Consider the following 25,929-nt stretch of genomic DNA (forward strand, 5'->3'; position numbering starts at 1 on the left):
GAGGAAGTCTACCCCTAGCTGCCCGAGATCGCGCCGCCCGGCTCCCGCACGTGATCAGCAGCCTCGCGTGCGGCGGGGCTGGTCTGCTCAGCGTCGGAGCGGATGTCGATCCGCCAACCGGTCAAGCGGGCCGCGAGGCGGGCATTCTGCCCCTCCCGACCGATGGCGAGAGAAAGCTGGAAGTCCGGAACGGTCACCCGGGCGGTCCGGGTGGCGAGATCAACCACCTCGACCCGCAGCGCCTTGGCCGGCGACAGCGCGTTGCCGACGAAGGTGGCCGGGTCGTCCGACCAGTCGATGATGTCGATCTTCTCACCGTGCAGCTCGCTCATCACGGCGCGCACCCGCTGGCCCATCGGGCCGATGCAGGCGCCCTTGGCGTTCACCCCGGGGGTCGTGGAGCGTACGGCGATCTTGGTGCGGTGACCTGCCTCACGGGCGATCGCGCCGATCTCCACCGTGCCGTCGGCGATCTCCGGCACCTCCAGCGCGAACAGCTTCTTCACCAGCGCCGGGTGCGACCGGGACAGGGTGATCTGCGGACCACGCATGCCCTTGGCCACGTGCACCACCACGCAGCGGACCCGCTCGCCGTGCACGTACCGCTCGCCGGGCACCTGCTCGGACTGCGGCAGCACGCCCTCCAGCTTGCCCAGGTCGACGCTGACGATGCCCTTCTCGGTCCGCGTCTCGTGCGCCTGCACCACGCCGGTGACCAGGTCACCCTCGCGGCCGACGTACTCGCCGAAGTGCACCTCGTCGGTGGCCTCCCGCAGCCGCTGGAGGATCACCTGCTTGGCGGTCATGGCGGCGATCCGGCCGAAGTCGTGGGGAGTGTCGTCCCACTCCCGCACCAGACTGCCGTCGGAGTCCATCTCCTGCGCGTACACCAGGGCGGCGCCCGACTTGCGGTCGATCTCCACCCGGGCGTGCGGCTCGGCACCGTCGGTGTGCCGGTAGGCGGTCAGCAACGCGGTCTCGATCGCCGCGAGAATCGTGTCGAACGGGATCTCCCGCTCGCGCTCGAGTGCGCGCAGCGCCGCGAGGTCGATGTTCACCTCTCCTCGTCCTCCACATCATCTTCGTCGTCGATGTCGTCTGAATCGTCAATGTCGTCCGCGTCGTCGAACTCGTCCGGCTCACCCAGCTCGGCGAGCCGGGTGAACTCGACCTGCACCCGTCCCGGGCCGAGCTGGGCGTACGCCCAGGAGGCCCGGCCGTCGTCGGTCTCGAGCTGGATGCCCTCGTCGTCGGCGGCGACCACGCGGCCGGTCAGCTGACGGTCGCCGGTGGGCTGCTCCCCGCGCTGGTCCGGCAGCACGGCCGCGCCCCGCACGGTGACCTTGACCAGCCGGCCCACGTTGCGCCGCCAGTGCCGGGGCAGGGTGAGCGGCCGGTCCACGCCCGGCGAGCTGACCTCCAACTGGTACTCCCCGGCGACGATGTCGCCGCCGGTCTCCTCCGCGGCGTCCAGCGCGGTCGAGACCGCACGGGAGACCTCGGCCACGGCGTCCAGGTCGATCCCGCCGTCGGCGTCCACGATCACCCGCACCACGTGCCGGCGGCCGGCCCGGGAGACCGTCAGGTCCTCCAGGTCGTAGCCCACGCCGTTGACGACGGGTTCGATCACGGCCCGCAACCGGGTACGCCGCGCGGCGAGATCACCGCCGCGGGGACCCGCACCACTGCGGGGTCGGTCCGTCGACCTGGTGGCACGGCCACGCTGCGTCATCTCCGCACCCTTTCCCTGGTCGACGGCGACGGTCGTCCCGCCATGCCGGCGCGCCACCGGAGCGGACGCGCCGGTGGTTGCGCAGAGCGTAACGCGCCTGCCCGCTGTCGGGCCGGGCGGCGCACCGACGCCGGTGGCCCCTGGATCGGCGCAGATGGTGTTGACTTGCCCGGTGGGGATCGGCAGAACGACACAGCGCGACCAGGCATCCGGACATACCCGGCGAAAGCTCCTGCGCGTCGGGACACTGCTGGCACTCGGCGGCGCCGCGGCACCGCTGACCGGCTGTGATCTTTTCGACCGTGACGACGAGCCGTCGCCGCCACCCGACCCGCTGCGACCGATGGTGGACGAGTCGCTCGGGCTGGCCGCGGCACACCAGGCCGCCGCGACGGCGCACCCCGAACTGGCCGACCGGCTCGGCCCGATCGCCGAGGCACACACCGCGCACGCCACCGAACTGGCCCGGGTGATCGGCGTCGCGTTGCCGTCGCCACCCGCCGCCACTCCGACCACCGCCCCGGCCGCCACCCCCGCCGCCGCGCTGGCCGCCCTCCGGACGCTGGAGAAGACCGGCCAGAAGTCCGCGACCCTCGCCTGCGCGGCGGCACCGGCCGAACGAGCGGAGCTGCTCGGGTCGATCGTCGCCGCCCGCGCGACCCACCAGGAGGCACTCAAGTGAGGCAGCCATCCGCCGGGGAGGCGCTCGCCGCCGCCCTCTCCGCCGAGTACGCGGCCATCTACGCCTACGGGCGGATCGGCGTCCGGCTCAGCGGGGCGGCGCGGGACGCCGCACGTCAGGCGGAGGCCGCGCACCGGCGCCGGCGCGACGCCCTGGTGGTGCAGCTCAGCACCAGCGGAGGCAGTGTGCCGCCGGACCGGGCCGGGTACGCGCTGCCGTTCCCGGTCACCGACCGGGCGAGCGCGTTGCGGCTGGCCGTCGAGGTGGAGGAGCGCACCGCCGCGCACTGGCGGGCGGCGCTGGCGTCCACGACCGGCGCCGACCGGGACCAGGCGCTGGCCGCCCTGGTCGAGTACGCCGTGCGCGCCACCCGGTGGCGGAAGACGGCGGGGCTGACACCGCAAACTGTCGCGTTTCCCGGCCGCCCGGCCTGAGCCGGTGCGCTCCGGTTGCGGAGCGCCATACCAGGTATGCATACTCCGTTGCCATGTCCATCCGTCACGGGTTGCTCGCCCTGCTCGAACGCGGCCAGATGTACGGCTACCAGCTGCGCGCCGCGTTCGAGGAGTCGACGGGCTCGACCTGGCCGCTGAACATCGGGCAGGTCTACACCACGCTCTCCCGCCTGGAGCGGGACGGTCTGGTGCGCCCGCTGCCGGAGAGCGAGGCCGGGCAACGCCCGTACGAGATCACCGACGCCGGCCGGGCGGACCTGGCACTGTGGTTCGCCACCCCGATCAGCCGCACCGACCGGCCCCGCGACGAGCTGGCGATCAAGTTGGCGCTGGCGTTGACCACCCCCGGCGTGGACGTCCGCTCGGTGGTCCAGGCGCAGCGCAGCGCGACGATGCGGGCGTTGCAGGAGTTGACCCGGTTGAAGTACCGCAGCGACCGGCCGGAGGACCTGCCCTGGCGACTCGTACTGGACTCGATGGTCTTCCAGGCCGAGGCGGAGGTGCGCTGGCTGGACCACTGCGAGACCAGTCTGGTCCGGCACCAGCCCGGCGTCCCCGCGCCGCCCGCACCCAGGCCGGGTGACGCGGACGCGTCCGACGCGGCGCGGTGGGCCGACGAGGAGGCGCGACGGTGAGCGGAACGGACGACGCGGTGCTGGAGCTTCGCGCCGTCCACCGCACCCACGGGGCCGGGCCGGCGGCGGTGCACGCGCTGCGCGGCGTCAGCCTGGTCGTCCGGCCGGGTGAGCTGGTCGCCGTGATGGGTCCGTCCGGTTCCGGCAAGTCGACGCTGCTGGCCCTGGCCGGCGGGCTGGACCGCCCGACCCGGGGCGAGGTCCGGGTCGAGGGGCAGCCGTTGGGGGCGCTGGACCGCCGAGGGCTGGCCCAGCTGCGCCGCCGACGGATCGGCTACATCTTCCAGCAGCTCAACCTGTTGGGCAGCCTGAGCGCGGTGGAGAACGTCGCACTCCCGCTGGAGCTCGACGGCGCCGGCGGCCGGCGGGCCCGCTCGGCGGCCCTGGCCGCGCTGGCCGAGGTGGGTCTGCCGGCGCTGGGTGACCGCTTCCCCGACCAGCTCTCCGGCGGGCAGCAGCAGCGGGTGGCCATCGCCCGCGCGCTGGTCGGCGATCGGCGGCTGGTGCTCGCCGACGAGCCGACCGGGGCGTTGGACTCGCAGACCGGCGAGGCCGTACTGCATCTGCTGCGCCGCCGGGTCGACGCGGGAGCCGCCGGCGTCCTGGTCACCCACGAGGCGCGGCATGCCGGCTGGGCCGACCGGGTGGTGTTCCTGCGCGACGGAGTGCTGGTCGACACGACGGCACCGCTGGGCAGCGTCGAGCAACTGCTGTCCGGAAGCGACCGGTGACCATCCGCCGGGTGTCGCGTGCCATCGGGCGCACCGACGTCCCGGCGGTCCCGCCGCCCGTACCCCCGGGCCGGAGGCGGTGGGCCGAGCTGACCGGCTCCTGGCGGGCGGCGCTGCGGATCGCCCGGCGGGAGTCGCGACGGTCCCGCAAGCGGACCGCCCTGGTGCTGGCCATGATCGCCCTGCCGGTGCTGGTGCTGGCCTTCCTGGCCGCGAGCTACGACATGGCCGAGCTGACCCCGCAGGAGCGGGTCGACCGCCAGCTCGGCGTCGCCGACGCGGAGTTGCGGTGGCTCGCCGACACCCCGGTCGGACAGGACGGGTGGGGCGACTCCTGGTACTCCCGCGACAGCGACCACCCGGCGACCGGCCGCGTGACCACCGCCGCCGAGCTGACCACGCTGCTCGGCCCGGGCAGCCGCGTCACCGAGATACGCGCGCGGCTCCCCCTGACGGTCCGAGGCCCGGAGCGCGACGAGAACGTCGAAGGACGGGTGCTGGACCTCACCGACCCGTTGGCCCGCGGGTTGGTGCGTTTCCAGGCCGGGCGGGCGCCCCGGCAGCCCGGCGAGGTCGCCGTGAGTCCGGATGCGTCGCGGCGCCTCGACCTGCGCCTGGGTGACGCCCTGGTCACCGCCGACCGGACGCGGGCGTACACCGTGGTCGGGTTGGTCGAGTTTCCCGACGACCTCGGCCCGGTGGTGGCGCTGCACCCGGGCGCCGTGCCACGAAACGATGCACCGCTGGAGAGCAGCTGGCTGGTCGACGTGCGCGGCACCGTCGACGCCGCACTGGTGTCCCGGCTCAACGAGCACGGCGTGGTGGTCACCCCGCGCCACCCGACGACGCCGACGGCGCGATCGTCCCGGACGTGGTTCGGGTCCATCCGACCGGGCGACACCACGGACCTGAGCACCGGCGTACTGATCGCCGGCCTCGGGCTGCTGGAGGTGGTGCTGCTCGTCGGGCCGGCCTTCGCGGTCGGCGTCCGCCGGCGGCGGCGGGACCTGGCGCTGGTCGCGGTCGCCGGCGGCGACGCCGCCCAGCTGCGTCGGGTCGTGCTCGCCGACGGCGTGGTACTGGGTGTGCTGGGTGCCGCCGCCGGGCTGGTTCTCGGCGTCGGCGCGGCGTTCGCCAGCCGTCCACTGGTGGAGCAGTACGTCTTCGGCGCCCGCTTCGGCGGGTACCGCTGCTGGCCGTCGGCGCTGCTGCTGCTCGGTGGGGTCGCGGTGCTGACCGGGGTGCTCGCCGCGCTCGCACCGGCGTGGACGGCCGCCCGGCAGGACGTCCTCGCCGGACTCGCCGGGCGACGCACCCCACCCCCGCCCCGAGGCCGGTGGCTGGCCCTGGGGCTGGCTCTGGTGGCCGGCGGGGCGGCACTCGCGGCCTTCGGGGCGACCCGGACCTCACCGGCGGTGATTCTGACCGGTCTGATCCTCGGCGAACTGGGCCTGGTCTGCTGCACCCCCACGCTGATCGGCGCGCTCGCCCGACTCGGCCGGGTGCTGCCGCTGGCGCCCCGGATCGCGCTGCGCGACGCCAGCCGCAACCGGGCGGCCGCCGCACCGGCGATCTGCGCCGTGATGGCGGCGGTGGCCAGCAGCGTCGCGCTCGGCGGATACCTGGCCAGCGACGGTGCCCGCGACGCGCGCGCCTACCAGCCGGTGCTGCCGACGGGGCACGTGCTGGTCAACCCGGTCGCCCCGACACCGCTGCCCCGACCCACGCTGGCCGAGGTCACCGCCGCGGCTCGGGCGCAGCTCGGTGCCGGTCCGGTGGCCGCGGTGCAGGCGGTGACGTGCGCACCGGAGGGCGACTCGGCCGGCTACTGCTACGTCGCGCCCGGGTTGCCACCGGAGCGGGCCTGCCCCTGGCTGCCGGGGGACGACCTCCCGGCAGCGGAGCGCCGGCAGGCCCGGGCCGACCCGCGCTGCCGGCTGCACGACACGGACCACTACGGCGGCTACGTCGAGACGCTGGTGGACGACGGCAGCGCCCTGCCGATCCTCACCGGCGCGGACCCGGCGGTGACCGCCGAGGCCACCGCGGTGCTGCGCGCCGGGGGCGTGGTGGTGACCGACCCGCGCTACCTGCGCGACGGCCTGGTGTCCGTGCAGGTGAGCCGGGTGGAGGCCGGCCCCGACCAGCCGGACACCGTCGGCGAACTGCCCGGGTACGCGCTGCCCGCGGCGATCGGGCAGCCCCGCATGCTGCTGTCCCCCTCCGCCGCCCGACAGCTCGGCCTGCGCTGGTCGACGACCGGCTGGGTGATCGGCACCCCGGCGCCGCCGGACCAGGACCGGCAGGAGCGGTTCACCACCGCGCTGCGGTCCGCCGGGCCGTTGTCGGTGATCGTGGAGCAGGGCGCCGCCCCCCGCGACGTCTCACCGCTGCTGCTGTTGCTCGCCGCGGCGGCCGGCCTGATCACGGTGGGTTCGGCCGGGATCGCCACCGCTCTCGCCGCCGCCGAGGGGCGCGCCGAGCTGTCCACCCTCGCGGCCGTCGGCGCGGCCCCGGCGGTACGTCGGCTGCTGGCGATCTGCCAGGCGGGGGTCATCGCCGGTCTCGGCTCGGTGCTCGGCATCGTGGCCGGGCTGGGCACCGCCGCGATCGTGCTGTTCTCCGTCAACCGCCGGTACGCCACCAGCTGGCCCCTCAGCGAGCCGTATCCCTTCCTGATGCCGTGGCCGGTGCTCGGCGTCCTCGTGCTGGTCCCGATGGTGGCGATGCTCGGCGCGGGCCTGTTCACCCGCGCCCGGCTGCCGATCGAGCGGCGACTGGACTGATCCGCCGCCCAGGCACCGAACCGGGCCGCCGGGGGGTGCCGTCGGGGGGCGGCAGCCGGCAGACTGAGCGCGTGTCAGTGCTGGGAACCCTCACCCGCCGAGTCGGCCACCACCGCTGGTTCGGCGCCGCCGCCCGCCTGCTGGTCCCCGCCGACCGGATGGTCGGCCGGCTCACCCGGGGCCGGGTGGTGGCGCTGGGTCTGATCCCGTCCCTGGTGATCACCACCACCGGCCGCCGCTCCGGCAGACCACGCAGCAATCCCCTGCTCTACGTGCCGGACGGCGACGCGTACGTGGTGATCGGCTCCAACTGGGGGCAGACCCAGCAACCCGGCTGGGCGATGAACCTGCTCGCCGAGCCGACCGCCGAGGTGGACATCAAGGGTCGGCGGGTTCCGGTGCGCGCCGACCGGGCCACCGGCGTCGAACGGGACCGGCTGTGGGCGCTCCTGGTCACCGAGTGGCCGGCGTACCGCACGTACGTGCAGCGGGCCGGCGGTCGGGACATCCCCATCTTCCGGCTCGTGCCGACCGGGCGCGGCGCACCGGACAGCCCGCCACCGGCTGGCTAGTCTGACGCTGAGTCACGAAGCGGTCCCGTGAGCGCGAGGAGTAAGCCGGTGTTGCGAGCCCCGCAGTCGCGAACGAAAGGGCGGGCCGGTGAGCGCGAGGAGTGAGCCGGCCGACGTCGACCGGGGCTTCGACGATCGACGGTGGACGGTGGCGGAACGGGTCGCCGAGGCGGCCCGGCGGCGGTTCCCCGCCGACGTGTTCGCGGTCGCGGTGCACGGCCCGCTGGCGCACGGCGACGACGACGGCGGCGGGGACGGCGAGGTGGGGATGCTGGTGGTCACCTACCGACCGGGCACCGGCCCGCCGCCGGCCACCCGGCGGGTGGACGGGGTGCTGGTCGACCTGACCGTGGCCGCCGCCGAGGACTACCTCGGGCAGGCCCGGGTTCTTTCGCCGCTCTGGCCGTTGACCGCCGACCGGTACGTCACCACCCGGGCTCTGCACGACCCGACCGGCTGGCTGCGGACGCTGCGGGACGAGCACCTCGGCCGGCTGGCCCGGGCGCGGCCGGCGGAGTTCAGCACCGCGGCGCGGCAGGCCTGGTACCGGGGCAGCGCGGCGCACGCGCGGGCCGCCCGGCTGGCCGAGTGGTACGAGACCGACCAGGCGCTGCTGATGCTCGGCGAGGCGCGGTTGGCGGCGGCCACGGTGACCGGGCTGCTGAGCCGCACCTACTTCCGGGACCCGGGGGACGCGGTGCGCCGCACCGGTCTGGCCGGTGCGGACATGACCGAGGTGGGGCTGGTGCTCACCCGGCAGGCCGAGGAACTCGCCGCCCGGGGCCGCCCGGTGGACGGCACGGTCGACGAGCTGCTCACCGGCTGACCGTCGTCACAGCCCGCCGTGCACGCCGATCAGGGTGCCGACCAGGTAGGTGGCACCGGCGGCGGCGGCTCCGAGCAGCAGTTGGCGCAGCCCGCTGGTCCACCAGGGTCGGTTGGTGAATCGGGCCACGACAGCGCCGGCGGCGAACAGCCCGAGGCCGCCGACGGCGAGCGCCGGCCACAGCGCGGTGGCGCCGAACAGGTACGTGAGCAGCGGGACCAGCGCCCCCACCGAGAAGAACAGGAACGAGGAGATCGCCGCCGCCCACGGGCTGGGCTGGTCGTCGGGGTCGACGCCCAACTCCTCGCGGACGTGCACCCGCAGCGCCTCCTCCGGGTCACGCCGTACGGCCTCCGCGACCTGGGTCGCCAGGTCCCGGGAGAGGCCGCGGGCGACCCACGCGTCGGCCAGCTCGCGGGCCTCGGCCTCGGGGTGCCGCTCCAGTTCGCGCCGCTCCTTGGCCACCTCGGCGGCGACCTGCTCGTTGGCCGAGCGCACGCTGGTGTACTCGCCGAGCCCCATGGAGATCGCTCCGGCCACCAGACCGGCGCTGCCGGTCAGCACGATGCTGCGCGGTGAGACACCACCGCCGCCGACCCCGGCGATCAGGGCGATGTTGGTGACCAGCCCGTCCATCGCGCCGAAGACGGCCGGGCGCAGCCAGCCGCCGGAGACGTCCGCGTGGTGCGCCTCGCGCAGGGCGGCAGGGGTGTCGGTCACGGCAGGGTGAGGATCTCGTGGCCGTCGTCGGTCACCACGATGGTGTGCTCGAACTGGGCGGTCCACTTCCGGTCCTTGGTGACGACGGTCCACCCGTCGTCCCACATGTCGTACTGGTAGGTGCCGAGCGTGATCATCGGCTCGATGGTGAACGTCATCCCCGGCTCCATCAGGTCCGTGGGGCGCGGGCTGTCGTAGTGCGGCACGTACAGCCCGCTGTGGAACGTCTCGCCGATGCCGTGGCCGGTGAAGTCACGCACGACGCCGTAGCCGAACCGCTTGGCGTACGACTCGATGACCCGGCCCACGACGTTGATCTGGCGGCCCGGGGCGACGGCGCGGATGCCGCGCATCATCGCCTCGTGGGTCCGCTCGACCAACAGGCGGGCCTCCTCGCTGACCTCACCGACGCAGAAGGTGGCGTCGGTGTCGCCGTGCACCCCACCGATGTACGCGGTGACGTCGACGTTGATGATGTCGCCGTCCTTGAGGACCGTGGAGTCGGGGATGCCGTGGCAGATGACCTCGTTGAGGCTGGTGCAGCACGACTTGGGGAAACCCTTGTAGCCCAGCGTCGACGGGTACGCGTCGTGGTCGCAGAGGAACTCGTGCACCACCCGGTCGATCTCGTCGGTGGTCACGCCGGGCTTGCAGTGCTCGCCGGCGAGCTGGGTGGCCTGGGCGGCCAACCGGCTGGCGATCCGCATCTTCTCGATGGTCTCCGGCGTCTGCACGTGCGAGCCACGCCACTCCTGGGGGCGCTTCTTGCCCACGTACTCCGGTCGGGGAATGTGGGTGGGCACCGGTCGCATCGGGGAGAGCGTGCCTGGGGTCAGCGGCGGACGGACGGTCATGCCGCAAGCCTATCGCCGGGCCGGCTGGTGACCCGCGCCACGGCCGCTCGGGACCGGTTGTTGCCGTGCCAGGTCGGCTGTGCCATGGTGTCTGCGTGGATCAAGGGGGAGCACCACCCGTCTTCTCCGCCAGCGCGGAGATCGACGGTGATCACCTCCAGGTGGTTGTCGCCGGTGAGGTCGACATGGCCACCGCTGACACCATGCTCCAAACGGCCCTGCGGGAGCCCTCCGAGCGGATCACGCTCGACCTGACCGCGGTCACCTTCTTCGATTCGGCCGCCATTCACGCCCTGGTCCGGCTCGCCCAGCAGTTCTCCGGCACGCTGACCGTGCTGCCGTCCCGGCAGGTCCGCCGGGTGCTGGACATCTCCGGCCTGGGCGAGCAGAGCTGGCTGAGCCCGCCCTGAGCCGCCCGCGACCCGCGCGGCCGGTCGTGGCCGTGCCGGCCGCCGTCGGACGGGCGGTCAGTCGTGCAACTGCCGGCGCAGTGTCACCTCGGTGCCCTCGTCGGTACGCCGTACCGTCAGGTCACCCAGCGCCTTGATCAGGGTCAGCCCACGCCCCCGGAACCCGGCGCCGGTCGACTCCCGCCACCGCCCGCTGTCGCGCACCGTGGCGGTCACCGTCCGGTTCTCGATCGCCACCTGCACGCTGATCACCGGCTCGGCGGGATGGATCGGGTGCTCGATGGCGTTCGCGGCGGCCTCGGAGACCGCCACGGTCAGGTCGAACAGGTCCGTCTCGCCTACCCCGTGCGCGACCAGGAAGTCCTCCAGGCGCTTGCGCAGCACGCTCAACCGGGTCGGGTCCGCGGGCAGCCGCAACGCGAACCGGTTCAGCTCGGCCGCCTCCAGGGCGAGCACCGCCACGTCGTCGCGACGCGGGCGACCGGCGACCCGTTCGACGACCGCGTCGACCAGGTCCGCCACGTGCTCGCCGGGGGTGGCCGCGTCAGCCCGCAGCTGGGCCAGCGCGGCGTCCATGTCGAGCTGCCGGTCCTCGATCAGGCCGTCGGTGTAGAGCAGCAGCCGGCTGCCGGCGGGCAGTTCCCCCTCGACCGCCTGGTACGTCGCGTCGGGGATGGCGCCGACCGGCGGGCCGAGTGCCCGGTCGTGCAGGAACGCCACGTGACCTCCCCTGATCAGCAGCGGGGACGGGTGGCCGGCGCTGGCGTACCGCAACCGCCCGGTACGGGGGTTGAACACCAGGCAGAACACGGTCGCGAAGGAGCGGCGGTCGGTGGACCCGACCAGCCGGTTGAGCCGGGTCAGTGACTCACCCGGGTCGAAGCCTTCCAGCAGGTACGCGCGCAGCCCGTTGCGGAGCTGCCCCATCGCGGCGGCGGCCTGGACGCCCTTGCCGACCACGTCGCCGATGACCAGCACCAGCTCCTCGCCCTCCAGGGCGATGACGTCGTACCAGTCGCCGCCGACCTCGACGTCGGCGGTGCCCGGCAGGTACCGGCTGGCCACCACCGCGCCGGGCAGCTGGGGCAACGACTGGGGCAGCAGGCTGTGCTGCAACGTGGTGGCGATGCGGTGTTCGGCCTCGTAGAGCTGGGCGTTCTCCAGCCGTACCCCCACCAGCCTGGCCAGTTGGGTCAGCGCGGCCTCGTCGGCCTGCGCGTCGTCGCGGGTCGACCGCCAGACCCGCAACTCCCCGAGCCGCTCGCCGGTGGTGCCGGTCAGCTCGGCCACGAAGGACGGATCGGTGGCGCTGGTGCCGCCGTCGTCCGCCTCGGCTCGGGCCCCGGTCGCGGCGACCACCACCCGGGCGGCTTCGGCGAGGCTGAGTGCGTGCCGGGCGGCGACCTGGAGCACGTCGGCGGTGGACCGGGCGGTGTTCACCGCCACCGCCGCGTCGGCCAGCGCGCGGAGCCGGCGGATGATCTGACCCCGCAGCTGGCCCAGCTCGACGTTGGCCCGGACCCGGGCCACCAGCTCCTGGCTGGAGAACGGCTTGGTCAGGTAGTCGTCAGCGCCGGCGGAGAGACCGGCGACCGCCTCCGCGGAGCCGGCCCGGGCGGAGAGCAGCACGATCGGCACGTGCCGGGTGCGCGGGTCCGCCCGCAGCGCGCCGACCAGCCCGAAGCCGTCCAGCCGGGGCATCATCACGTCGGTGAGCACCAGATCGAACCCGCCCTCACGGGCCAGTGGCAGGGCCGCCAGCCCGTCGCTCGCGGTGACCACCTCCCAGGTCGGGGAGAGCAACCGGGTGACGTGCTCGCGCAGGTCCGCGTTGTCGTCGACGACGAGGATCCGACCGGCCGCAGCGGCGCCCGCCGCCTGGCCGGCGACCTCCGGCAGCTCGCCGTCGGCCCACAGCGCGGTCTCCGCGACGTAGAGCCGGGCCTGTCCCGGCTCACCCGTCGGCTGCGGGCCGAACGGTGCCACCCGGTCCGCGGGCAGGTGCGCCGATCCGAACGGGAGGGTCACCGTGAACGTGCTACCCCCGTCGACCTGGCTGGTCACGCCGACCTCGCCGCCGTGCATCTCCACCAGCTCCCGGACCAGCGCCAGGCCGATCCCGGTGCCCTCGTGGGTCCGGGAACGCACCCCCGGCACGCGGTGGAACCGCTCGAAGACGTGCGGCAACTCGGCCGGCACGATCCCCACGCCGGTGTCCGTCACCTCCAACCGGGCGGCGCCGTCGACGACCCCGACCCGGACCCGGATCTCGCCGTCGAAGGTGAACTTCACCGCGTTCGACATCAGGTTGAGGACGACCTTTTCCCACATGTCCCGGTCGACGAAGACGGGCGCCGGCAGTGGCGGGCAGTCCACCACCAGTCGCAACCCGGCCCGGTCGGTGGCCGAGCGGAAGGTGCTGGCCAGCCGGGCGGTGTAGCCGGACAGGTCGGTGGGCTGATAGCTCGCGGCCAGGCGGCCGGACTCCAGCCGGGAGAAGTCCAGGACCGTGTTGACCAGCTTGAGCAGACGCAGCGCGTTGCGGTGCATCATCGTGAGCCGATCGGTGTAGCCGGCGGGCAGCGCCGAGTCGGCCAGCAGATCCTCCAGGGGACCGAGCACCAGGGTCAACGGGGTACGGAACTCGTGGCTGACGTTGGCGAAGAAGTCGGTCTTGGCCCGGTCCAACGCGGCCAGTGCCGCAGCCCGGGCCCGCTCCTGCTCGTACGCCCGCTGCACGCCCACCGCGCGGGAGATCTGGGCGGCCACGAGGTCGAGGAAGTTGCGGTACTCGTCGCTGAGGGCCAGCCGGCGGGACACGCCGGCCACCAGAACGCCGACCGGCTCGTTGGTGGCCGTGATGGGCAGCAGGAGGGCCTGGCCGGCGGCGTCGGCCGGCGGCGGGTCGAGCAGCCCTGCCACGTCGACCGTGGCGGGCGTGCCGCTGTCGGCCACCCGGGCCAGCACCTCGGGGGCGATCTCGATGGCGGCCGATCCGGTGCCCTCGGAGCCGGCCAGGCTGAACCGGCCCTCGTCGTCGGCAAGGTAGATCAGCGCGAACGGCACGTCCGCCCGGTGCCGGCTCAGCACCTCGGCGGCGGTCCGGCCCAGCTCGGCGGCGCTGCCCACGTCGGCCAACTCGCTACCCAACTCGGCCAGCGCCCGCAGCCTGCGCTCACCGAGCACCCGCCCGGTGGTCTCGTTGACGATGCAGTAGACGCCGTGGACGGAGCCGTCCGCGCCCCGGATCGGGTCGTACGAGACGTCGAAGTAGGTCTGTTCGACGAAGCCGTGCCGGTCCAACAGAAAGGGGTGATCTTCGCCGCGGTAGGACTGCCCGGTGCGCCGGACCCCGTCCAGAAGCGGGCCGAGCACCTCCCATGTCTCCGCCCAGTGCAGCCGGGCCGGTTGACCCAGCACGTCCGGGTGCTTGCTGCCGATCGTCGGCCGGTAGGCGTCGTTGTAGAAGGTGAGCTGGTCGTCGCCCCAGAACAGAACGATCTGCGCGCTGGAGGCGAGCATCATGCCGACCGCGCTGGAGAGCGCCACCGGCCAGCGAGCGGGCGCGCCCAGCGGGACGGCGGACCAGTCGAGGCCGCTCAGCCGCTCGCCCAGTTCGCCGCCGGCCGCGAAGGCTGCCGTCAGCAGCGGGGGGATTTCGCTGTCGTCCGCGAGGACGTGCCCCGCGTCCGCGCCCCCCAGGGCCGAGCTCATAAAGCCTCCCGCTCCGGCCGTGCCCCCCAGCCGTTGATCTTCACCCGCCGTGTTCGGACTTGTACCCAGGTGGACGAGCAACGTAACGCATGCCGCCCGCCCGACGCTGTTTAGCCCGCCGCACCCCGTCGGCCACCCGACAGTGATCGGCGGGCAGGGAGTCGGCGCCCGTTCCCGGTCACCGCAACAGTGCTGCTCGGCCGGGTCGCCGACGGATCTTGGGCAGTGCGTCGAGGCGCAGAATATCGGCGCGATCCGGGCACGGTGAAGCGACGTACGTCACACCTGGGCGCGGCCGCGAGTCAGGTCGTCGAGAGCCCCGCGCGACCCTCGTGATCCTTGCGCGCGGCCACGGGTGTGCCCGACGGTCGCTGGCCGGCGGCCCGCACCAGCGCGGCGATCGGCCGCGGGTCCGCCTCGTTCTCCGGATGCCACTGCACGCCCAGCACGAACGCCCGGCGCGGGTCCTCGACCGCCTCGATCACCCCGTCCGCCGCCCAGCCGGTGACCCTGAGCCGCCCGGGGTCGGCAACCGCCTGGTGGTGGTACGAGTTGACCTCGTCGACGCCGGCCAGCACCGTCGCGGCCAGGCTTCCCGGGGCGAACCGCACCGGGTGCGCGCCGTAGACACCGGGCGCCGGGCGGTGCGCCTCGTGACCGACCACGTCCGGCAGGTGCTGGTGCAGGGTGCCGCCGTAGGCGACGGCGAGCAACTGCATCCCCCGGCAGACGCCCAGCACCGGCAGATCGGCGTCGAGCGCGGCGGCCAGCAGGGTCAGCTCGCCAGCGTCCCGGTCCGGCCGGTCCTCGGTGCGCGGGTCGGGCGGCTGGCCGTACCGGCCAGGGCCGACATCGGCACCGCCGGCCAGCAGCAACCCGTCGAGGACCCCCACCACGTCGCCGTCCTCGTCGTCGGGCGGCAGCACCACCGCGCGACCGCCGGCGGCGCGCACCGCCCGCGCGTACGCCTCGGGCACCAGCACGGCCGGCACGGCCCGCCAGGCCGCCCAGTCGGCGGGCTCGACGTACGCGCTGATCCCGATCAGCGGCCTGGTCACAGCGGGGTGACGTACGCGCCGGTGATGCCGCCGTCGACCACGAACTGCGCCGCGGTCATGAAGGAGGCGTCGTCGCTGGCCAGGAACGCCACCGCGGCGGCGATCTCCTCCGGTTGCCCGAACCGGCCCATCGGCACGTGCACCAGACGACGGGCGGCCCGCTCCGGGTCGGCGGCGAAGAGTTCCAGCAGCAGCGGGGTCGCCACCGGGCCGGGACAGAGCGCGTTGACCCGGATGCCCTCGCGGGCGAACTGCACACCCAGCTCCCGGGTCATCGCCAGCACCCCGCCCTTGCTGGCGGTGTACGCGATCTGCGACGTCGCCGCGCCCATCAGCGCCACGAACGAGGCGGTGTTGATGATCGACCCCTTGCCCTGACGGCGCATGTGCGGGATCGCGTACTTGCAGCAGAGGTAGACGCTCGTCGTGTTGACCCGCAGCACCCGCTCCCAGGCGTCCAGGCCGGTGTCCAGGATGGAGTCGTCGTCCGGCGGGGAGATGCCGGCGTTGTTGAACGCGATGTCGACCCGGCCGTGCCGGTCGGCAACCCCGTCGAACAGGTCCCGCACCGCCGCCTCGTCGGCGACGTCGGTGGCGACGAACTCGCCGCCGCACTCCTGCGCGGCCCGCTCGCCGGCCGCCGCGTCGATGTCCACGCAGACCACCCGGGCACCCTCGGCGGCGAACCGCCGGACGGTGGCCAACCCGATGCCGCTGCCCGCTCCGGTGACCACGGCCACCCGGTCCTGCAACCGACCCTGCACAGGCGTCACTCCTCTGTCGCGATGAACACGTTCTTGACGTCGGTGAAGGCGTGCAACGCGTCCGGGCCGAGCTCCCGGCCCAGCCCGGAGCGCTTCATCCCGCCGAACGGGGTCCAGTAGCGCACCGAGGAGTGCGAGTTGACGCTGAGGTTGCCCGAGTCGACCGCACGGGCCATGCGCAGCGCGCGGCCGACGTCCCGGGTCCAGATCGAGCCGGAGAGGCCGTACTCGGTGTCGTTGGCGAGCCGGACCGCGTCGGCCTCGTCGTCGAACGGGAGCACCGAGACCACCGGGCCGAAGATCTCCTCCCGCCAGTGCCGGTCGGCCGGCGACTCGGCCAGCAGCACGGTCGGGGCGTGCCAGAAGCCGGGGCCGTCGGGGCAGGAGCCGGTGAACGCGACCCGCGCGTCGGCCACGTAGTCGGCGACGCGGTCCCGCTGCCCGGCGGAGATCAGTGGGCCCATCTCGGCGGTGTCCCGGGCCGGGTGTTCCACCCGCACCGCCCGCACCGCGGGTTCGAGCAGTGCCAGGAACCGGTCGTACACCGGTCGTTGGACCAGGATCCGCGAGCGGGCGCAGCAGTCCTGGCCGGCGTTGTCGAAGACCGCGCCGGGCGCGGTCGCGGCGGCGCGTTCCAGATCGGCGTCGGCGAACACGATGTTCGCGCTCTTGCCGCCCAGCTCCAGGGTGAGCCGCTTCACCTGGGCGGCGCAGCCGGCCATGATCCGGGTGCCGACCTCGGTCGACCCGGTGAAGCAGATCTTGCGGACGGCAGGGTGGCTGACGAACCGCTCGCCCACCACCGCGCCCTCGCCGGGGACGACGACGAACACGTCCTCGGGCAGGCCGGCCTCGCGGGCCAGCTCGGCGAGGCGCAGGGCGGTGAGCGGGGTCAGCTCGGCGGGCTTGAGCACGACCGTGTTGCCGGCGGCGAGAGCGGGAGCGAACCCCCAGGCGGCGATCGGCATCGGGAAGTTCCACGGCACGATCACGCCGACCACACCGAGCGGCTCGTGGAAGGTGACGTCCAGCCCGCCGGCCACCGGGATCTGCCGGCCGGTCAGCCGCTCCGGCGCTCCGGCGTAGTAGTCGAGCACGTCCCGGACGTTGCCGGCCTCCCAGCGGGCGTTGCCGATCGTGTGCCCGGAATTGCGGACCTCCAGTGCGGCCAGCTCGTCCAGGTGCGCGTCCACCATCGCGGCGAACCGCCGCAACAGCCGCGCCCGATCCCCCGGTGCCACCCCCCGCCACGCCTCGAACGCGGTCGCCGCGCGCGAGATCGCGGCATCGACCTCCGCCACCGACGCCCCGGCAACCTCCCGAAACCCCTCCCCGGAAGCCGGATCCACAACAAGAGTCACGCCCCCACCCACCCCTTTTCCGCGCGATCGTGCGGTTGCTGCCGCGACAAAAGCCATGATTCACCGCACACCAGCGACCCAAAGTGCAAGATCGCGGGGGATGGGGGTGGGTCAGAGCCGTTCGAAGCCACGGGTCAGCTCCCAGTCGGTCACGGCGGCGTCGAAGGTGGCGATCTCCACCCGGGCCTGGTTGGCGTAGTGGGCGACAACCTCGTCGCCGAAGGCTTCCCGGGCCACCGCAGAGGACTCCCAGAGGGCCAGGGCCTCCCGCAGGGTGCCGGGCACCCGCTCGGCCTCCGGGTCGTCGTACGCGTTGCCGGCGCACTCCTCGCCCAGCTCCAGTTCGCGGTCGATGCCGTGCAGCGCGCCGGCGACCAGGCCGGCGATCGCCAGGTACGGGTTGACGTCGGCGCCGGGCACCCGGTTCTCCACCCGCATCCCCTGCCCGTGCCCGACCACCCGCAGCGCGCAGGTGCGGTTGTCCACCCCCCAGCGCAGGGCGGTCGGCGCGAACGATCCCGGCTGGTACCGCTTGTAGGAGTTGATGTTCGGGGCGAAGAGAAGGCTGAACTCCCGCATGGTGGCCAGCAGCCCCGCGAGCACCCGCCGCCCGGTCGACGACAGGTGCGCCGGGCCGTCGCCGAGCATCGCCGAGGCCCCGGTGCGGTCCCGCAGCGAGAAGTGGATGTGGCAGGAGTTGCCCTCCCGCTCGTTCGGCTTGGCCATGAAGGTGATCGCCATGCCCTCCTGGGCGGCGATCTCCTTCGCTCCGTTCTTGTAGATCACGTGGTGGTCGGCGCAGGCCACCGCCTCGTCGTAGCGGAAGGCGATCTCGTGCTGGCCGAGGTTGCACTCACCCTTGGCGCTCTCCGGGGTCAGCCCCGCGCCGGCCATCTCGGTGCGGATCCGGCGCAGCAGCGGCTCGACCCGGGCGGTGCCGAGCAGGGAGTAGTCCACGTTGTACTGGTTGGCCGGGGTGAGGTCGCGGTACCCCCGGCGCCAGGCGTCCTCGTACGAGTCACGGAACAGCACGAACTCCAGCTCGGTCCCCGCGTACGCGGTCAGCCCGTGCCCGGCCAGCCGGTCCAACTGGCGGCGCAGGATCTGTCGGGGCGAGGCGACCACGTCGCCGGAGCCGTCCAGCCAGGCCAGGTCGGCCAGCAGCAGTGCGGAACCGGGCTGCCAGGGCGTCCGGCGCAGGGTGCCGAAGTCCGGCACCATCGCGAAGTCGCCGTAGCCGCTCTCCCAGCTCGACATCGCGTACCCGTCGACGGTGTTCATGTCGACGTCCACGGCGAGCAGGTAGTTGCAGCCCTCGCTGCCGTTGGCCACCACCTGGTCGAGGAAGTAGGGAGCGTGGAAGCGTTTGCCCTGGAGGCGGCCCTGCATGTCGACGAGGGCCAGCACCACCGTGTCGATCTCACCGTCGGCGACGGCGACCCGCAGTTGTTCCAGCGTGAGCGGAGCTTTCCTCATTCGCGGGCCTCCATCACCAAGGTCTACCGGTCGAGCGGATCATCGTCAATGCCCGCTGCGGTCACCCCCGCAAACGGGATCGCCCGGATGTGCGGAGGCGGCGGGCCGGGGCCGTACCGCGTCCCGGCCCGCCGCGCGGCGGACCGGGACGTCCGGGTCAGCCCGGCCCGTCGACCGGCGCCGGGTCGGGCGCCGGCGAGCGGTCCTCGACGGTACGCACCGGGCCGGTGAACCACTTCCGAGCCGAGGCGTACCACCAGACGGCGACCACGAGCAGCACCCCGCCCACGGCCAGCGGCGCGTAGTTCACCGCCGACCAGGTGAACCCGTCGTTGCCGGGCACACCGGCGGGCACGATCGGCAGCACGAAGTAGACCGCGATGACCGTGATCTCGATGACCGCGATCCAGCCGAGCAGTTTGTACTTCCGCCCGAGCGTCCACGGGCCGGGGACGAACCGGTCGCCCATGCGCAGCCGTAGTGCGATCGGGATGAGGAAGGACAGGTAGAGCCCGAGCACCGCGACGGAGACGACCGCGTAGAAGGCGATCGGGATGCCGGCGGAGCTTTCGTAGAGCGCCGGCAGGGTGAGGACCAGGCCGGCCAGGGTGGCACCGATGATCGCGTTGGCCGGGGTGCCGTTGCGGTCCACCGTGGACCAGAGTCGCCATCCGGGCACCGCCCGGTCGCGGCTGAACGCGTACGCCATCCGGCTCATCGAGGTCACGCAGCTCATCCCGCAGAAGAACTGCCCGATGGTGGAGATGATGATGACGATCTTGAAGAAGACCGGGGTCAGCGCCGACTCGAAGATGGCGCCGGAGAAGCCGCCGGCGGCGTTGACCGCCTCGACGTCGGTGGCGGCGAAGAGGAACGCCAACAGCAGGATCCAGCCACCGACCGCCGAGTAGAAGATCGACTGCCAGAGCCCTCGCGCGGCGGCCTGCGACGCGCCCCGGGTCTCCTCGGAGACGTGCGCGCAGGCGTCGAAGCCGGTGATCGTGTACTGGGTGAGCAGGAAGCCCAGCGGCAACACGTAGAACCAGAAGATCAGCCCGCCGGTGTCCCCGTCACCGAAGCCGGAGTTGTTGAACCGCTCGGTGAACACGAACTGGAAGCTCTGGTGGTTGTCCGGGACGAGGACCAGGATGGCCACCACGACGGCCGCCCCGGCCACGTGCCACCAGACCGAGACGTTCTGCAGGACGTCGATGATCCGGTGCCCGAAGACGTTGATCAGCCCGTGCAGCACCAGGATGATCACGAAGAGGACGAACGCCTGACGCAGCGTGCCCGCCCAACCGTCGAACAGCGCCGACAGGGTGAGGTTGAGGAACGTGGCGCAGCCGTAGTCGACCGAGGCGGTGACCGCCACCAGGCCGATCAGGTTCAACCAGCCGGTGAACCAGCCGTGCACCGGGCGGCCCATGGTCGCCGCCCACCAGTAGATCCCGCCGGCGGTCGGGTACGCCGACACCAGCTCCGCCATGCAGAAGCCGATGATCAGGATGAAGAGCGAGATCAGCGGCCAGCCCCAGGAGATGGCGACCGGACCGCCGTTGTTCCACGCCTGGCCGAACGTGGTGAAGCAGCCGGCCAGGATCGAGATGATCGAGAAAGAGATGGCGAAGTTGGAGAAGCCACTCCACTTGCGGCGCAGCTCCTGTTTGTAGCCGAGTTCGGCGAGCCGTCGGGCGTCGTCGTCCATCGGTTGCTCGGCGGTTGGCACGGGGGTCGTTGCCACTGCACACCTCCCTGAGGTGGTTCCGCGTGCGAGTGGGCAAAGTGTCGTCCCGTCGATCAAGACGGTCAATACGTAGTCGGTGGGAATCTCACCGCCGGCTCGGCTAATTGCGTTGCCGCCCGGCCAGCCCGGACGGCATCCTTGACCTCGTGACCAGGCCCGTTCGCGACGGGCCCCCGCCGGGCACTCGGACGCCCGGCACCGCGGCGGCGCGGGGCACACCTCTCTCTCACCTACGGCATCAGCCGTACCCAAAAGTGCCCCGCGCCCGCCCTCCCCTCTCTCTTTCCCTCCCTTTCCCCTCGTGATCAAGAGGTCTGCGTCAGGCGCGACCCGGGATATGACGCGAACCTCTTGATCAACCGGGGTGAAAGGAGGGGTCAGGTCAGGAGGAGGCCGGTTGTCCAGAGGGCTGCGATCATCAAGCCGGCGAGGAACTCCACCAGCATCGACAGGCCGGCGGCCTTGAGGGCCTGCACGGTGGACGGCCAGGCGAGCTGGTTGCTGCCCAGCCGAAGCCGTTCCGCCGCCCAGACCCCGGCGACGAAGCCGAGCACCAGCCCGACGATCGGCACCACGAAGAACCCGACGATTCCGAGCACCCCGCCGGCGAGCAGCGTGGACGTCGGCACGCCGGTGCGTTTCAGGTTCCGCCCGGGCCACGCGTACTTGATCACGGTGCCGCCGGCGGCGACCAGCGTCGCGGCGGCGAACACCGCCCATCCGCCCGGGCCGGCGCCGCCGAAGATCGCCCAGAGCAGCACGCCGCCCCAGCACAGTGGCAGCGCCGGCAGGCCGGGCACCACCACGCCCGCCAACCCGGCCAGGATGGCCAGCGCGGCCACCACGGTCACCGCCGTCTGCGAGTCCGTCAGGTCCACGCCGCCACCTTCCGTCGCCACCGTCGCGGCCCACCCGGCCGGACGGATCCCCCGCTCACGCCGCCGGCCGCCGCACAGCCAGCCGGCGCCCCGGCCCGCCGACAGGCATCACGCCATCGCCAGAGCCAGCCGGGCGGTGATCGTCTCGGCCGGGGCCGGCGCGCCGAAGAACCGCCCCTGCCCGGTGTCGCAGCGCAGCGCCCGTAGTCGCTCCGCCTGCACCCCGGTCTCCACCGCCTCGGCGGTGACCCACAGCTCCAGCGCGTGCGCCAGGCGGACCAGCGCGTCCACGATCCGCTCGTCGCGGTGGTCAGCCGCGATGTCCGTCCCGTCTGCGCGGATGCCCTCGACGAACGGCCCGGCCAGCTTCAGACAGTGGATCGGCAGCCGCCGCAGGTACGCCAGGTTGGAGTACCCGGTGCCGAAGTCGTCCACCGCCAGCCGGACACCCAGCGCCGCCAGCCGGTGCAGGCTGCGCAGGGGCTCGTCGGTGCTGCCCATCACGGCGCTCTCGGTCAGCTCCAGCTGGAGCAGCTCCGCCGGCAGGCCCGTGGTCCGCAGCGCGTCGGCCACGGTGTCCACGATCGCCGGGTCGTCGGCCTGTCGGGCAGCCAGGTTGACGCTGACCACCAGCCGGGCGTCGGGGAACTCCTGCCGCCACCGCTCGGCGTCCCGGCAGGCCTGCCGCAGCACCCACTCACCGAGCCGCACGATCAGCCCCGTCTCCTCGGCCAGGCCGATGAACCGGTCCGGCCCGATCAGACCCAGCTCCGGATGCTCCCAGCGGACCAGCGCCTCCACCGCGAGCATGGTGCCCTCCAGCAGCGACACGATCGGCTGGTAGTGCAGCACGAACTCGCCCCGGTCCAGCGCCGCCGGCAGCCCGGCGACCAGCGCCGACCGGGCGATGTCCCGGGCGCTGCGCTCCGGGTCGTAGACGGCCCACCGGCCCCGGCCCGCCGCCTTGGCCCAGTAGAGCGTCGTGTCCGCGGCCTTCATCAGCTCCGAGGCGGTGGTCTCCCCGGCCGGGCACTCCACGATGCCGACGCTCGCCGAGACGGCCAACTGCTGGTCGCCGACGTGCATCGGGGCGGCGACGGCGGCCAGCGCGGCCTTCGCCACGGCCACCGCGTCGTCGATGTCGTCCCCGCCGTCGACGAGGATGACGAACTCGTCGCCGCCCATCCGGGCGACCAGGTGGCCGTGGTCGGCCACACACGCGGCCAGCCGCCGGGCGATCATCACCAGCAGCCGGTCACCGAGATCGTGGCCCAGGCTGTCGTTGATCGCCTTGAAGCCGTCCAGGTCGAGGAAGCACACGCCGACCCGCCGACCCGGCCCGGCGGTGTCCAGGACCCGGCCCAGCGTCTCGAAGAACAGCGTCCGGTTGGGCAGCCCGGTCAGCGGGTCGTGCAGCGCCTGGAAGCGCAGCCGCTGCTGGAGTTCGTACCGCTCGGTGATGTCCTCGATCATCGCCACGGTGAACCGGGGCCGGCCGTCGTCGTGGCGGATCAGCGAGACCGCCAGATCCGTCCACACCACACTGCCGTCCTTGCGGTGGTAGCGCTTCTCCACCCGGACCGAGTCCTGCTTACCCTCGATCAGCTCCTGGTACAGCTCCCACATCCCGGCGGCGTCGTCGGCGTGGAACAGCCCCGCCACGTTGGTGTCGCGCAGCTCCTCGATCGAGTAGCCGAGCATGTCGGCGAACGACTGGTTGACGTCGATGATCCGGCCGTCCACCCCGGCGATGCCGATCCCGATCGCGGCACCCGTGAAGACAGCCCGGAACCGCGCCTCGCTGTCGCGCAACGCCTGCTCGACCTCGTCGCGCGCCTGCCAGGCCGACCGGGCGATCCGCTCCTGCTGGGTGAAGGTGCGGTCGCGCAGCGCGCGGGCGAACCCGGCGGCCAGCCCGCCCTGCACCGCCGCGATCCGTTCGGTCAGGTCCGCGGGCCGGTCGTCGGCGGCCAGCACCCGGCGGGGAAAGTCCTCACCGAGGGCGCGCAGCGACCACTCCAGCGCCCGAGGCTCGGTCAGGTGCGCCTCCACCAGGGCCCGACCGACCTCCTCGGCGGGACGGGCCGAGAACGGCTCGGCCCGTACCGCCTGGGCCAGCCGTACCGTGTGCACCAGCAGCAGCCGCTCGATCTCGGCCGCGCTGTGCGGCACGAAACCGAGGCGGCGTACCGCGCGGGCCCAGTCGGCGGCGTAGCCCTGGGCATCGGCACGGCCGACGTCGACCCCGACGGGATCCGGGACGGCGGCCACGGGATCAGCCGGCGGGCTGGTCGTACCGGGCGACTGCCCCGAACGCGCCGAACCGCTCGGGGTGCTCGTCCACATCCGACGGTGAGTCGGGACGCCAGAGCGGCATGTGCACCACGCCCGGTTCGAGGATCGTCCAGTCGCCGAAGAAGCCGGTCACCTGCGCGCGGGAGCGCAGCGTGATCTCGGTGTCCGTCCGTGCGGAGAGCCGCTGGGCGTCCAGCATCTCCTGCGGCTGGTCCTCGAAGGTGGAGTGCGAGACGACCAGGAAGCTGCCGGGCGCGGCGGCGGCCCGCAGGGTGGCCAGGATGTCCTCGGGGCGGTCGGCGTCGGGGACGAAGTGCACCACCCCGGCGAGCAGGATGCCCATCGGCCGGCTGAAGTCGATCAACCCGAGCCGTCGGGTCTCGGCGAGGATCCGCTCGGGCTCGCGCAGATCGGCGTGGATCACCCCGGTCAGCTCGTTGCCGGCGAGCAGCTCTCGGCTGTGCGCCACGGCCACCGGGTCGATGTCGACGTAGACCACCCGGGCCTTGGGGTTCGCCCCCTGGGCCACCTCGTGCACGTTGCCCACGGTGGGAATTCCGGAGCCGATGTCGAGGAACTGGTCGATGCCGGCATCGAGCAGCGCCCGGACGGCCCGGCGCAGGAACTCCCGGCCGGAGCGCATGGTGGCGGCGAGGTTCGGGGTCATGCTGGCGATCTGCTCGGCCAACTGCCGGTCGATCTCGAAGTTGTGCGCACCGCCCAGGAAATAGTCGTACACCCGGGCCGCGCTCGGCCTGGTCAGATCGATCTCGGTCGGCAGTGCGTCCGGCATGAGCGTGCTCCCCAGTTCATCGCCGCGGCGCGGGACGGCACCGGCGTCGGCGGGCGCGCACGACCACCGGCCGACCCGCGGGTCGTGTGGTGTGGACCACTCTAGGCCGCCGACTGCCGCGTCCGGGAGATCCCTTCAGGCTCTTTCCGGGCTCAGCTCGCCGACTCCAGCAGCAGTGAGATGCCCTGCCCGACCCCGATGCACATGGTCGCCAGCGCCCGACGGCCGCCGCGACGGCGCAGCTCCAGGGCCGCGGTCAGCGCCAGCCGGGCGCCGCTGGCACCCAACGGGTGGCCCAGTGCGATGGCCCCGCCGTTCGGGTTGACGTGCTCGGCGTCCACGGGCAGGCCCAGCTCCCGCAGCACCGCCACCGACTGCGCGGCGAACGCCTCGTTCAGCTCGATCACGTCGACCGCGCCCACCTCGACGCCGGCCCGGTCGAGCAGCTTGCGGGTGGCCGGCACCGGGCCGATCCCCATGATCCGGGGCGGCACACCGGCCGCCGCCGCGCCGCCGATCCGGGCCAGCGGGGTGAGGCCGTACCGGGCGACCGCGGCCTCACCGGCCACCAGCAGCGCGACCGCGCCGTCGTTGACCCCCGAGGAGTTGCCGGCGGTCACGGTGCCGCCCTCCCGGAACGGGGTGGGCAGCGCGGCCAGCTTCTCCAGCGAGGTCTCCCGGGGATGCTCGTCGACCTCGACCAGCCGGGTCTCCCGGCGACCTGCCGGCACGGAGACCGGCACGATCTCCTCGGCGAACCGGCCGTCGGCCTGCGCCTTGGCCGCGCGCTGCTGCGACCGGTACGCGAAGGCGTCCTGATCGGCCCGGCTGACGCCGTACTCGGCGGCGACGTTCTCCGCCGTCTCCGGCATCGAGTCGATCCCCCAGCCGTCCCGCATCAGCGGGTTGACCAGCCGCCAGCCCAGGGTGGTGTCGTACACCTCGGCCGAGCGGGAGTACGCCGAGGTGGCCTTCGGCATGACGAACGGCGCCCGGCTCATGCTCTCCACGCCGCCGGCGACCACCAGCTCCGCCTCCCCGGCCACGATGGACCGAGCGGCGGTGGCCAGCGCGTCCAGCCCGGAGCCGCACAGCCGGTTGACCGTGCTGCCCGGGACCTCCTCGGGCAGGCCGGCCAGCAGCGCCGCCATCCGGGCCACGTTGCGGTTGTCCTCGCCGGCCTGGTTGGCGCAGCCGAGCACGACGTCGTCCACCCGGGCCCAGTCCACCGACGGGTGCCGGGCGACCAGTTCGCGGATCACGTGCGCGGCCAGGTCGTCGGGGCGGACGCCGGCCAGCGCGCCGGCGTACCGGCCGATCGGGGTGCGGACACCGGCCACCAGGTATGCCACGGTCATCGCGAGTCCTTCGGGGTGGGGGCGGCGGGGGGGGTGGTGGCACCCACCGGGGTCGGGTGGGCTACCGAGGGCCAGGATATCC

22 protein-coding genes are annotated in these 25,929 nt (G+C 73.3%); 8 read left to right on the forward strand and 14 right to left on the reverse strand.

All coding sequences use genetic code 11. The features are described from left to right. Positions 1–14: 14 nt before the first annotated feature. Together nusA and rimP are read right to left on the reverse strand one after the other, a co-directional pair. A complete protein-coding gene (gene nusA, locus ACTWLT_RS05395; protein ID WP_445317368.1) occupies positions 15–1,058 on the reverse strand; it encodes a transcription termination factor NusA in 1,044 nt (347 codons plus the stop codon). After that, positions 1,055–1,732 (reverse strand): ribosome maturation factor RimP, encoded by a 678-nt coding sequence (rimP, locus tag ACTWLT_RS05400; RefSeq protein WP_445317369.1) that lies wholly within the window; start codon positions 1,730–1,732, stop codon positions 1,055–1,057. Before rimP ends, nusA begins: the two co-directional genes overlap by 4 nt. Positions 1,733–1,886: 154 nt before the next feature. Here rimP and ACTWLT_RS05405 point away from each other — a divergent pair, with 154 nt between their 5' ends. The 7 genes from ACTWLT_RS05405 to ACTWLT_RS05435 all read left to right on the forward strand — a co-directional run bounded on the left by ACTWLT_RS05405 (position 1,887) and on the right by ACTWLT_RS05435 (position 8,419). Next, positions 1,887–2,414: a hypothetical protein gene (locus ACTWLT_RS05405; RefSeq protein WP_445317370.1), complete on the forward strand. Its 528-nt coding sequence runs from the start codon at positions 1,887–1,889 to the stop codon at positions 2,412–2,414. Continuing rightward, positions 2,411–2,848: a ferritin-like domain-containing protein gene (locus tag ACTWLT_RS05410; RefSeq protein ID WP_252416652.1), complete on the forward strand. Its 438-nt coding sequence runs from the start codon at positions 2,411–2,413 to the stop codon at positions 2,846–2,848. Before ACTWLT_RS05405 ends, ACTWLT_RS05410 begins: the two co-directional genes overlap by 4 nt. Before the next feature lie 53 nt (positions 2,849–2,901). Next, positions 2,902–3,504 (forward strand): PadR family transcriptional regulator, encoded by a 603-nt coding sequence (locus ACTWLT_RS05415; RefSeq protein WP_252416653.1) that lies wholly within the window; start codon positions 2,902–2,904, stop codon positions 3,502–3,504. After that, positions 3,501–4,235 carry an ABC transporter ATP-binding protein gene (locus ACTWLT_RS05420; protein ID WP_445317371.1) on the forward strand — a complete coding sequence of 245 codons (735 nt, stop codon included), beginning with the start codon at positions 3,501–3,503 and terminating at the stop codon, positions 4,233–4,235. Before ACTWLT_RS05415 ends, ACTWLT_RS05420 begins: the two co-directional genes overlap by 4 nt. A gap of 11 nt (positions 4,236–4,246) precedes the next feature. Then, entirely contained in the window at positions 4,247–7,021 is a 2,775-nt protein-coding gene (locus tag ACTWLT_RS05425; protein WP_445317372.1) for an FtsX-like permease family protein, read from the forward strand. A gap of 71 nt (positions 7,022–7,092) precedes the next feature. Next, entirely contained in the window at positions 7,093–7,593 is a 501-nt protein-coding gene (locus ACTWLT_RS05430) for a nitroreductase/quinone reductase family protein (protein ID WP_445317373.1), read from the forward strand. Between the two features lie 88 nt (positions 7,594–7,681). Next, positions 7,682–8,419: a nucleotidyltransferase domain-containing protein gene (locus ACTWLT_RS05435; RefSeq protein ID WP_445317374.1), complete on the forward strand. Its 738-nt coding sequence runs from the start codon at positions 7,682–7,684 to the stop codon at positions 8,417–8,419. 6 nt (positions 8,420–8,425) lie between these two features. Here ACTWLT_RS05435 and ACTWLT_RS05440 read toward each other — a convergent pair whose 3' ends face one another. Together ACTWLT_RS05440 and map are read right to left on the reverse strand one after the other, a co-directional pair. Continuing rightward, complete coding sequence (locus ACTWLT_RS05440) at positions 8,426–9,139, reverse strand: VIT1/CCC1 transporter family protein (RefSeq protein WP_445317375.1); 714 nt, start codon at positions 9,137–9,139, stop codon at positions 8,426–8,428. Next, positions 9,136–9,993: a type I methionyl aminopeptidase gene (gene map / locus ACTWLT_RS05445; RefSeq protein WP_252416659.1), complete on the reverse strand. Its 858-nt coding sequence runs from the start codon at positions 9,991–9,993 to the stop codon at positions 9,136–9,138. Before map ends, ACTWLT_RS05440 begins: the two co-directional genes overlap by 4 nt. Positions 9,994–10,088: 95 nt before the next feature. On the opposite strand from map, the gene ACTWLT_RS05450 reads away from it, so the two are divergent. Further along, positions 10,089–10,403: an STAS domain-containing protein gene (locus ACTWLT_RS05450; protein ID WP_252416660.1), complete on the forward strand. Its 315-nt coding sequence runs from the start codon at positions 10,089–10,091 to the stop codon at positions 10,401–10,403. A gap of 57 nt (positions 10,404–10,460) precedes the next feature. Here ACTWLT_RS05450 and ACTWLT_RS05455 read toward each other — a convergent pair whose 3' ends face one another. The 10 genes from ACTWLT_RS05455 to pcaF form a co-directional block, all read right to left on the reverse strand. Beyond that, complete coding sequence (locus tag ACTWLT_RS05455; protein ID WP_445317376.1) at positions 10,461–14,117, reverse strand: SpoIIE family protein phosphatase; 3,657 nt, start codon at positions 14,115–14,117, stop codon at positions 10,461–10,463. Between the two features lie 302 nt (positions 14,118–14,419). Beyond that, entirely contained in the window at positions 14,420–15,175 is a 756-nt protein-coding gene (locus tag ACTWLT_RS05460; RefSeq protein ID WP_445317377.1) for a gamma-glutamyl-gamma-aminobutyrate hydrolase family protein, read from the reverse strand. Next, positions 15,172–15,939 carry a 3-oxoacyl-ACP reductase gene (locus tag ACTWLT_RS05465; protein ID WP_445317378.1) on the reverse strand — a complete coding sequence of 256 codons (768 nt, stop codon included), beginning with the start codon at positions 15,937–15,939 and terminating at the stop codon, positions 15,172–15,174. The genes ACTWLT_RS05460 and ACTWLT_RS05465 overlap by 4 nt, the downstream gene beginning before the upstream one ends. A 5-nt stretch (positions 15,940–15,944) precedes the next feature. Continuing rightward, on the reverse strand, positions 15,945–17,357 hold the full coding sequence (locus tag ACTWLT_RS05470) for an aldehyde dehydrogenase family protein (protein ID WP_445317379.1): 1,413 nt from the start codon (positions 17,355–17,357) through the stop codon (positions 15,945–15,947). 54 nt (positions 17,358–17,411) lie between these two features. Next, entirely contained in the window at positions 17,412–18,776 is a 1,365-nt protein-coding gene (locus ACTWLT_RS05475) for a glutamine synthetase family protein (protein ID WP_445317380.1), read from the reverse strand. Positions 18,777–18,933: 157 nt separating this feature from the next. Next, on the reverse strand, positions 18,934–20,520 hold the full coding sequence (locus tag ACTWLT_RS05480) for an amino acid permease (RefSeq protein ID WP_445317381.1): 1,587 nt from the start codon (positions 20,518–20,520) through the stop codon (positions 18,934–18,936). A gap of 380 nt (positions 20,521–20,900) precedes the next feature. Next, positions 20,901–21,401 carry a DUF456 domain-containing protein gene (locus ACTWLT_RS05485; RefSeq protein WP_252416667.1) on the reverse strand — a complete coding sequence of 167 codons (501 nt, stop codon included), beginning with the start codon at positions 21,399–21,401 and terminating at the stop codon, positions 20,901–20,903. Between the two features lie 108 nt (positions 21,402–21,509). Then, on the reverse strand, positions 21,510–23,672 hold the full coding sequence (locus tag ACTWLT_RS05490; protein WP_445317382.1) for a putative bifunctional diguanylate cyclase/phosphodiesterase: 2,163 nt from the start codon (positions 23,670–23,672) through the stop codon (positions 21,510–21,512). A 4-nt stretch (positions 23,673–23,676) separates the two neighbouring features. Beyond that, positions 23,677–24,489 (reverse strand): SAM-dependent methyltransferase, encoded by an 813-nt coding sequence (locus ACTWLT_RS05495; protein WP_445317383.1) that lies wholly within the window; start codon positions 24,487–24,489, stop codon positions 23,677–23,679. A gap of 152 nt (positions 24,490–24,641) precedes the next feature. After that, positions 24,642–25,847 carry a 3-oxoadipyl-CoA thiolase gene (gene pcaF / locus ACTWLT_RS05500; RefSeq protein WP_445317384.1) on the reverse strand — a complete coding sequence of 402 codons (1,206 nt, stop codon included), beginning with the start codon at positions 25,845–25,847 and terminating at the stop codon, positions 24,642–24,644. Positions 25,848–25,929 lie beyond the last annotated feature (82 nt).

This window comes from Micromonospora yongxingensis (assembly GCF_052601155.1).

Excerpts from the sequence above, each read along its gene's own strand:
- rimP (WP_445317369.1), bottom strand. The coding sequence starts at position 1,732 with ATGACGCAGCGTGGCCGTGCCACCAGGTCGACGGACCGACCCCGCAGT.
- ACTWLT_RS05405 (WP_445317370.1), top strand. The coding sequence starts at position 1,887 with ATGGTGTTGACTTGCCCGGTGGGGATCGGCAGAACGACACAGCGCGAC.
- ACTWLT_RS05415 (WP_252416653.1), top strand. The coding sequence starts at position 2,902 with ATGTCCATCCGTCACGGGTTGCTCGCCCTGCTCGAACGCGGCCAGATG.
- map (WP_252416659.1), bottom strand. The coding sequence starts at position 9,993 with ATGACCGTCCGTCCGCCGCTGACCCCAGGCACGCTCTCCCCGATGCGA.
- ACTWLT_RS05455 (WP_445317376.1), bottom strand. The coding sequence starts at position 14,117 with ATGAGCTCGGCCCTGGGGGGCGCGGACGCGGGGCACGTCCTCGCGGAC.
- ACTWLT_RS05470 (WP_445317379.1), bottom strand. The coding sequence starts at position 17,357 with ATGGCTTTTGTCGCGGCAGCAACCGCACGATCGCGCGGAAAAGGGGTG.
- ACTWLT_RS05475 (WP_445317380.1), bottom strand. The coding sequence starts at position 18,776 with ATGAGGAAAGCTCCGCTCACGCTGGAACAACTGCGGGTCGCCGTCGCC.
- ACTWLT_RS05495 (WP_445317383.1), bottom strand. The coding sequence starts at position 24,489 with ATGCCGGACGCACTGCCGACCGAGATCGATCTGACCAGGCCGAGCGCG.
- pcaF (WP_445317384.1), bottom strand. The coding sequence starts at position 25,847 with ATGACCGTGGCATACCTGGTGGCCGGTGTCCGCACCCCGATCGGCCGG.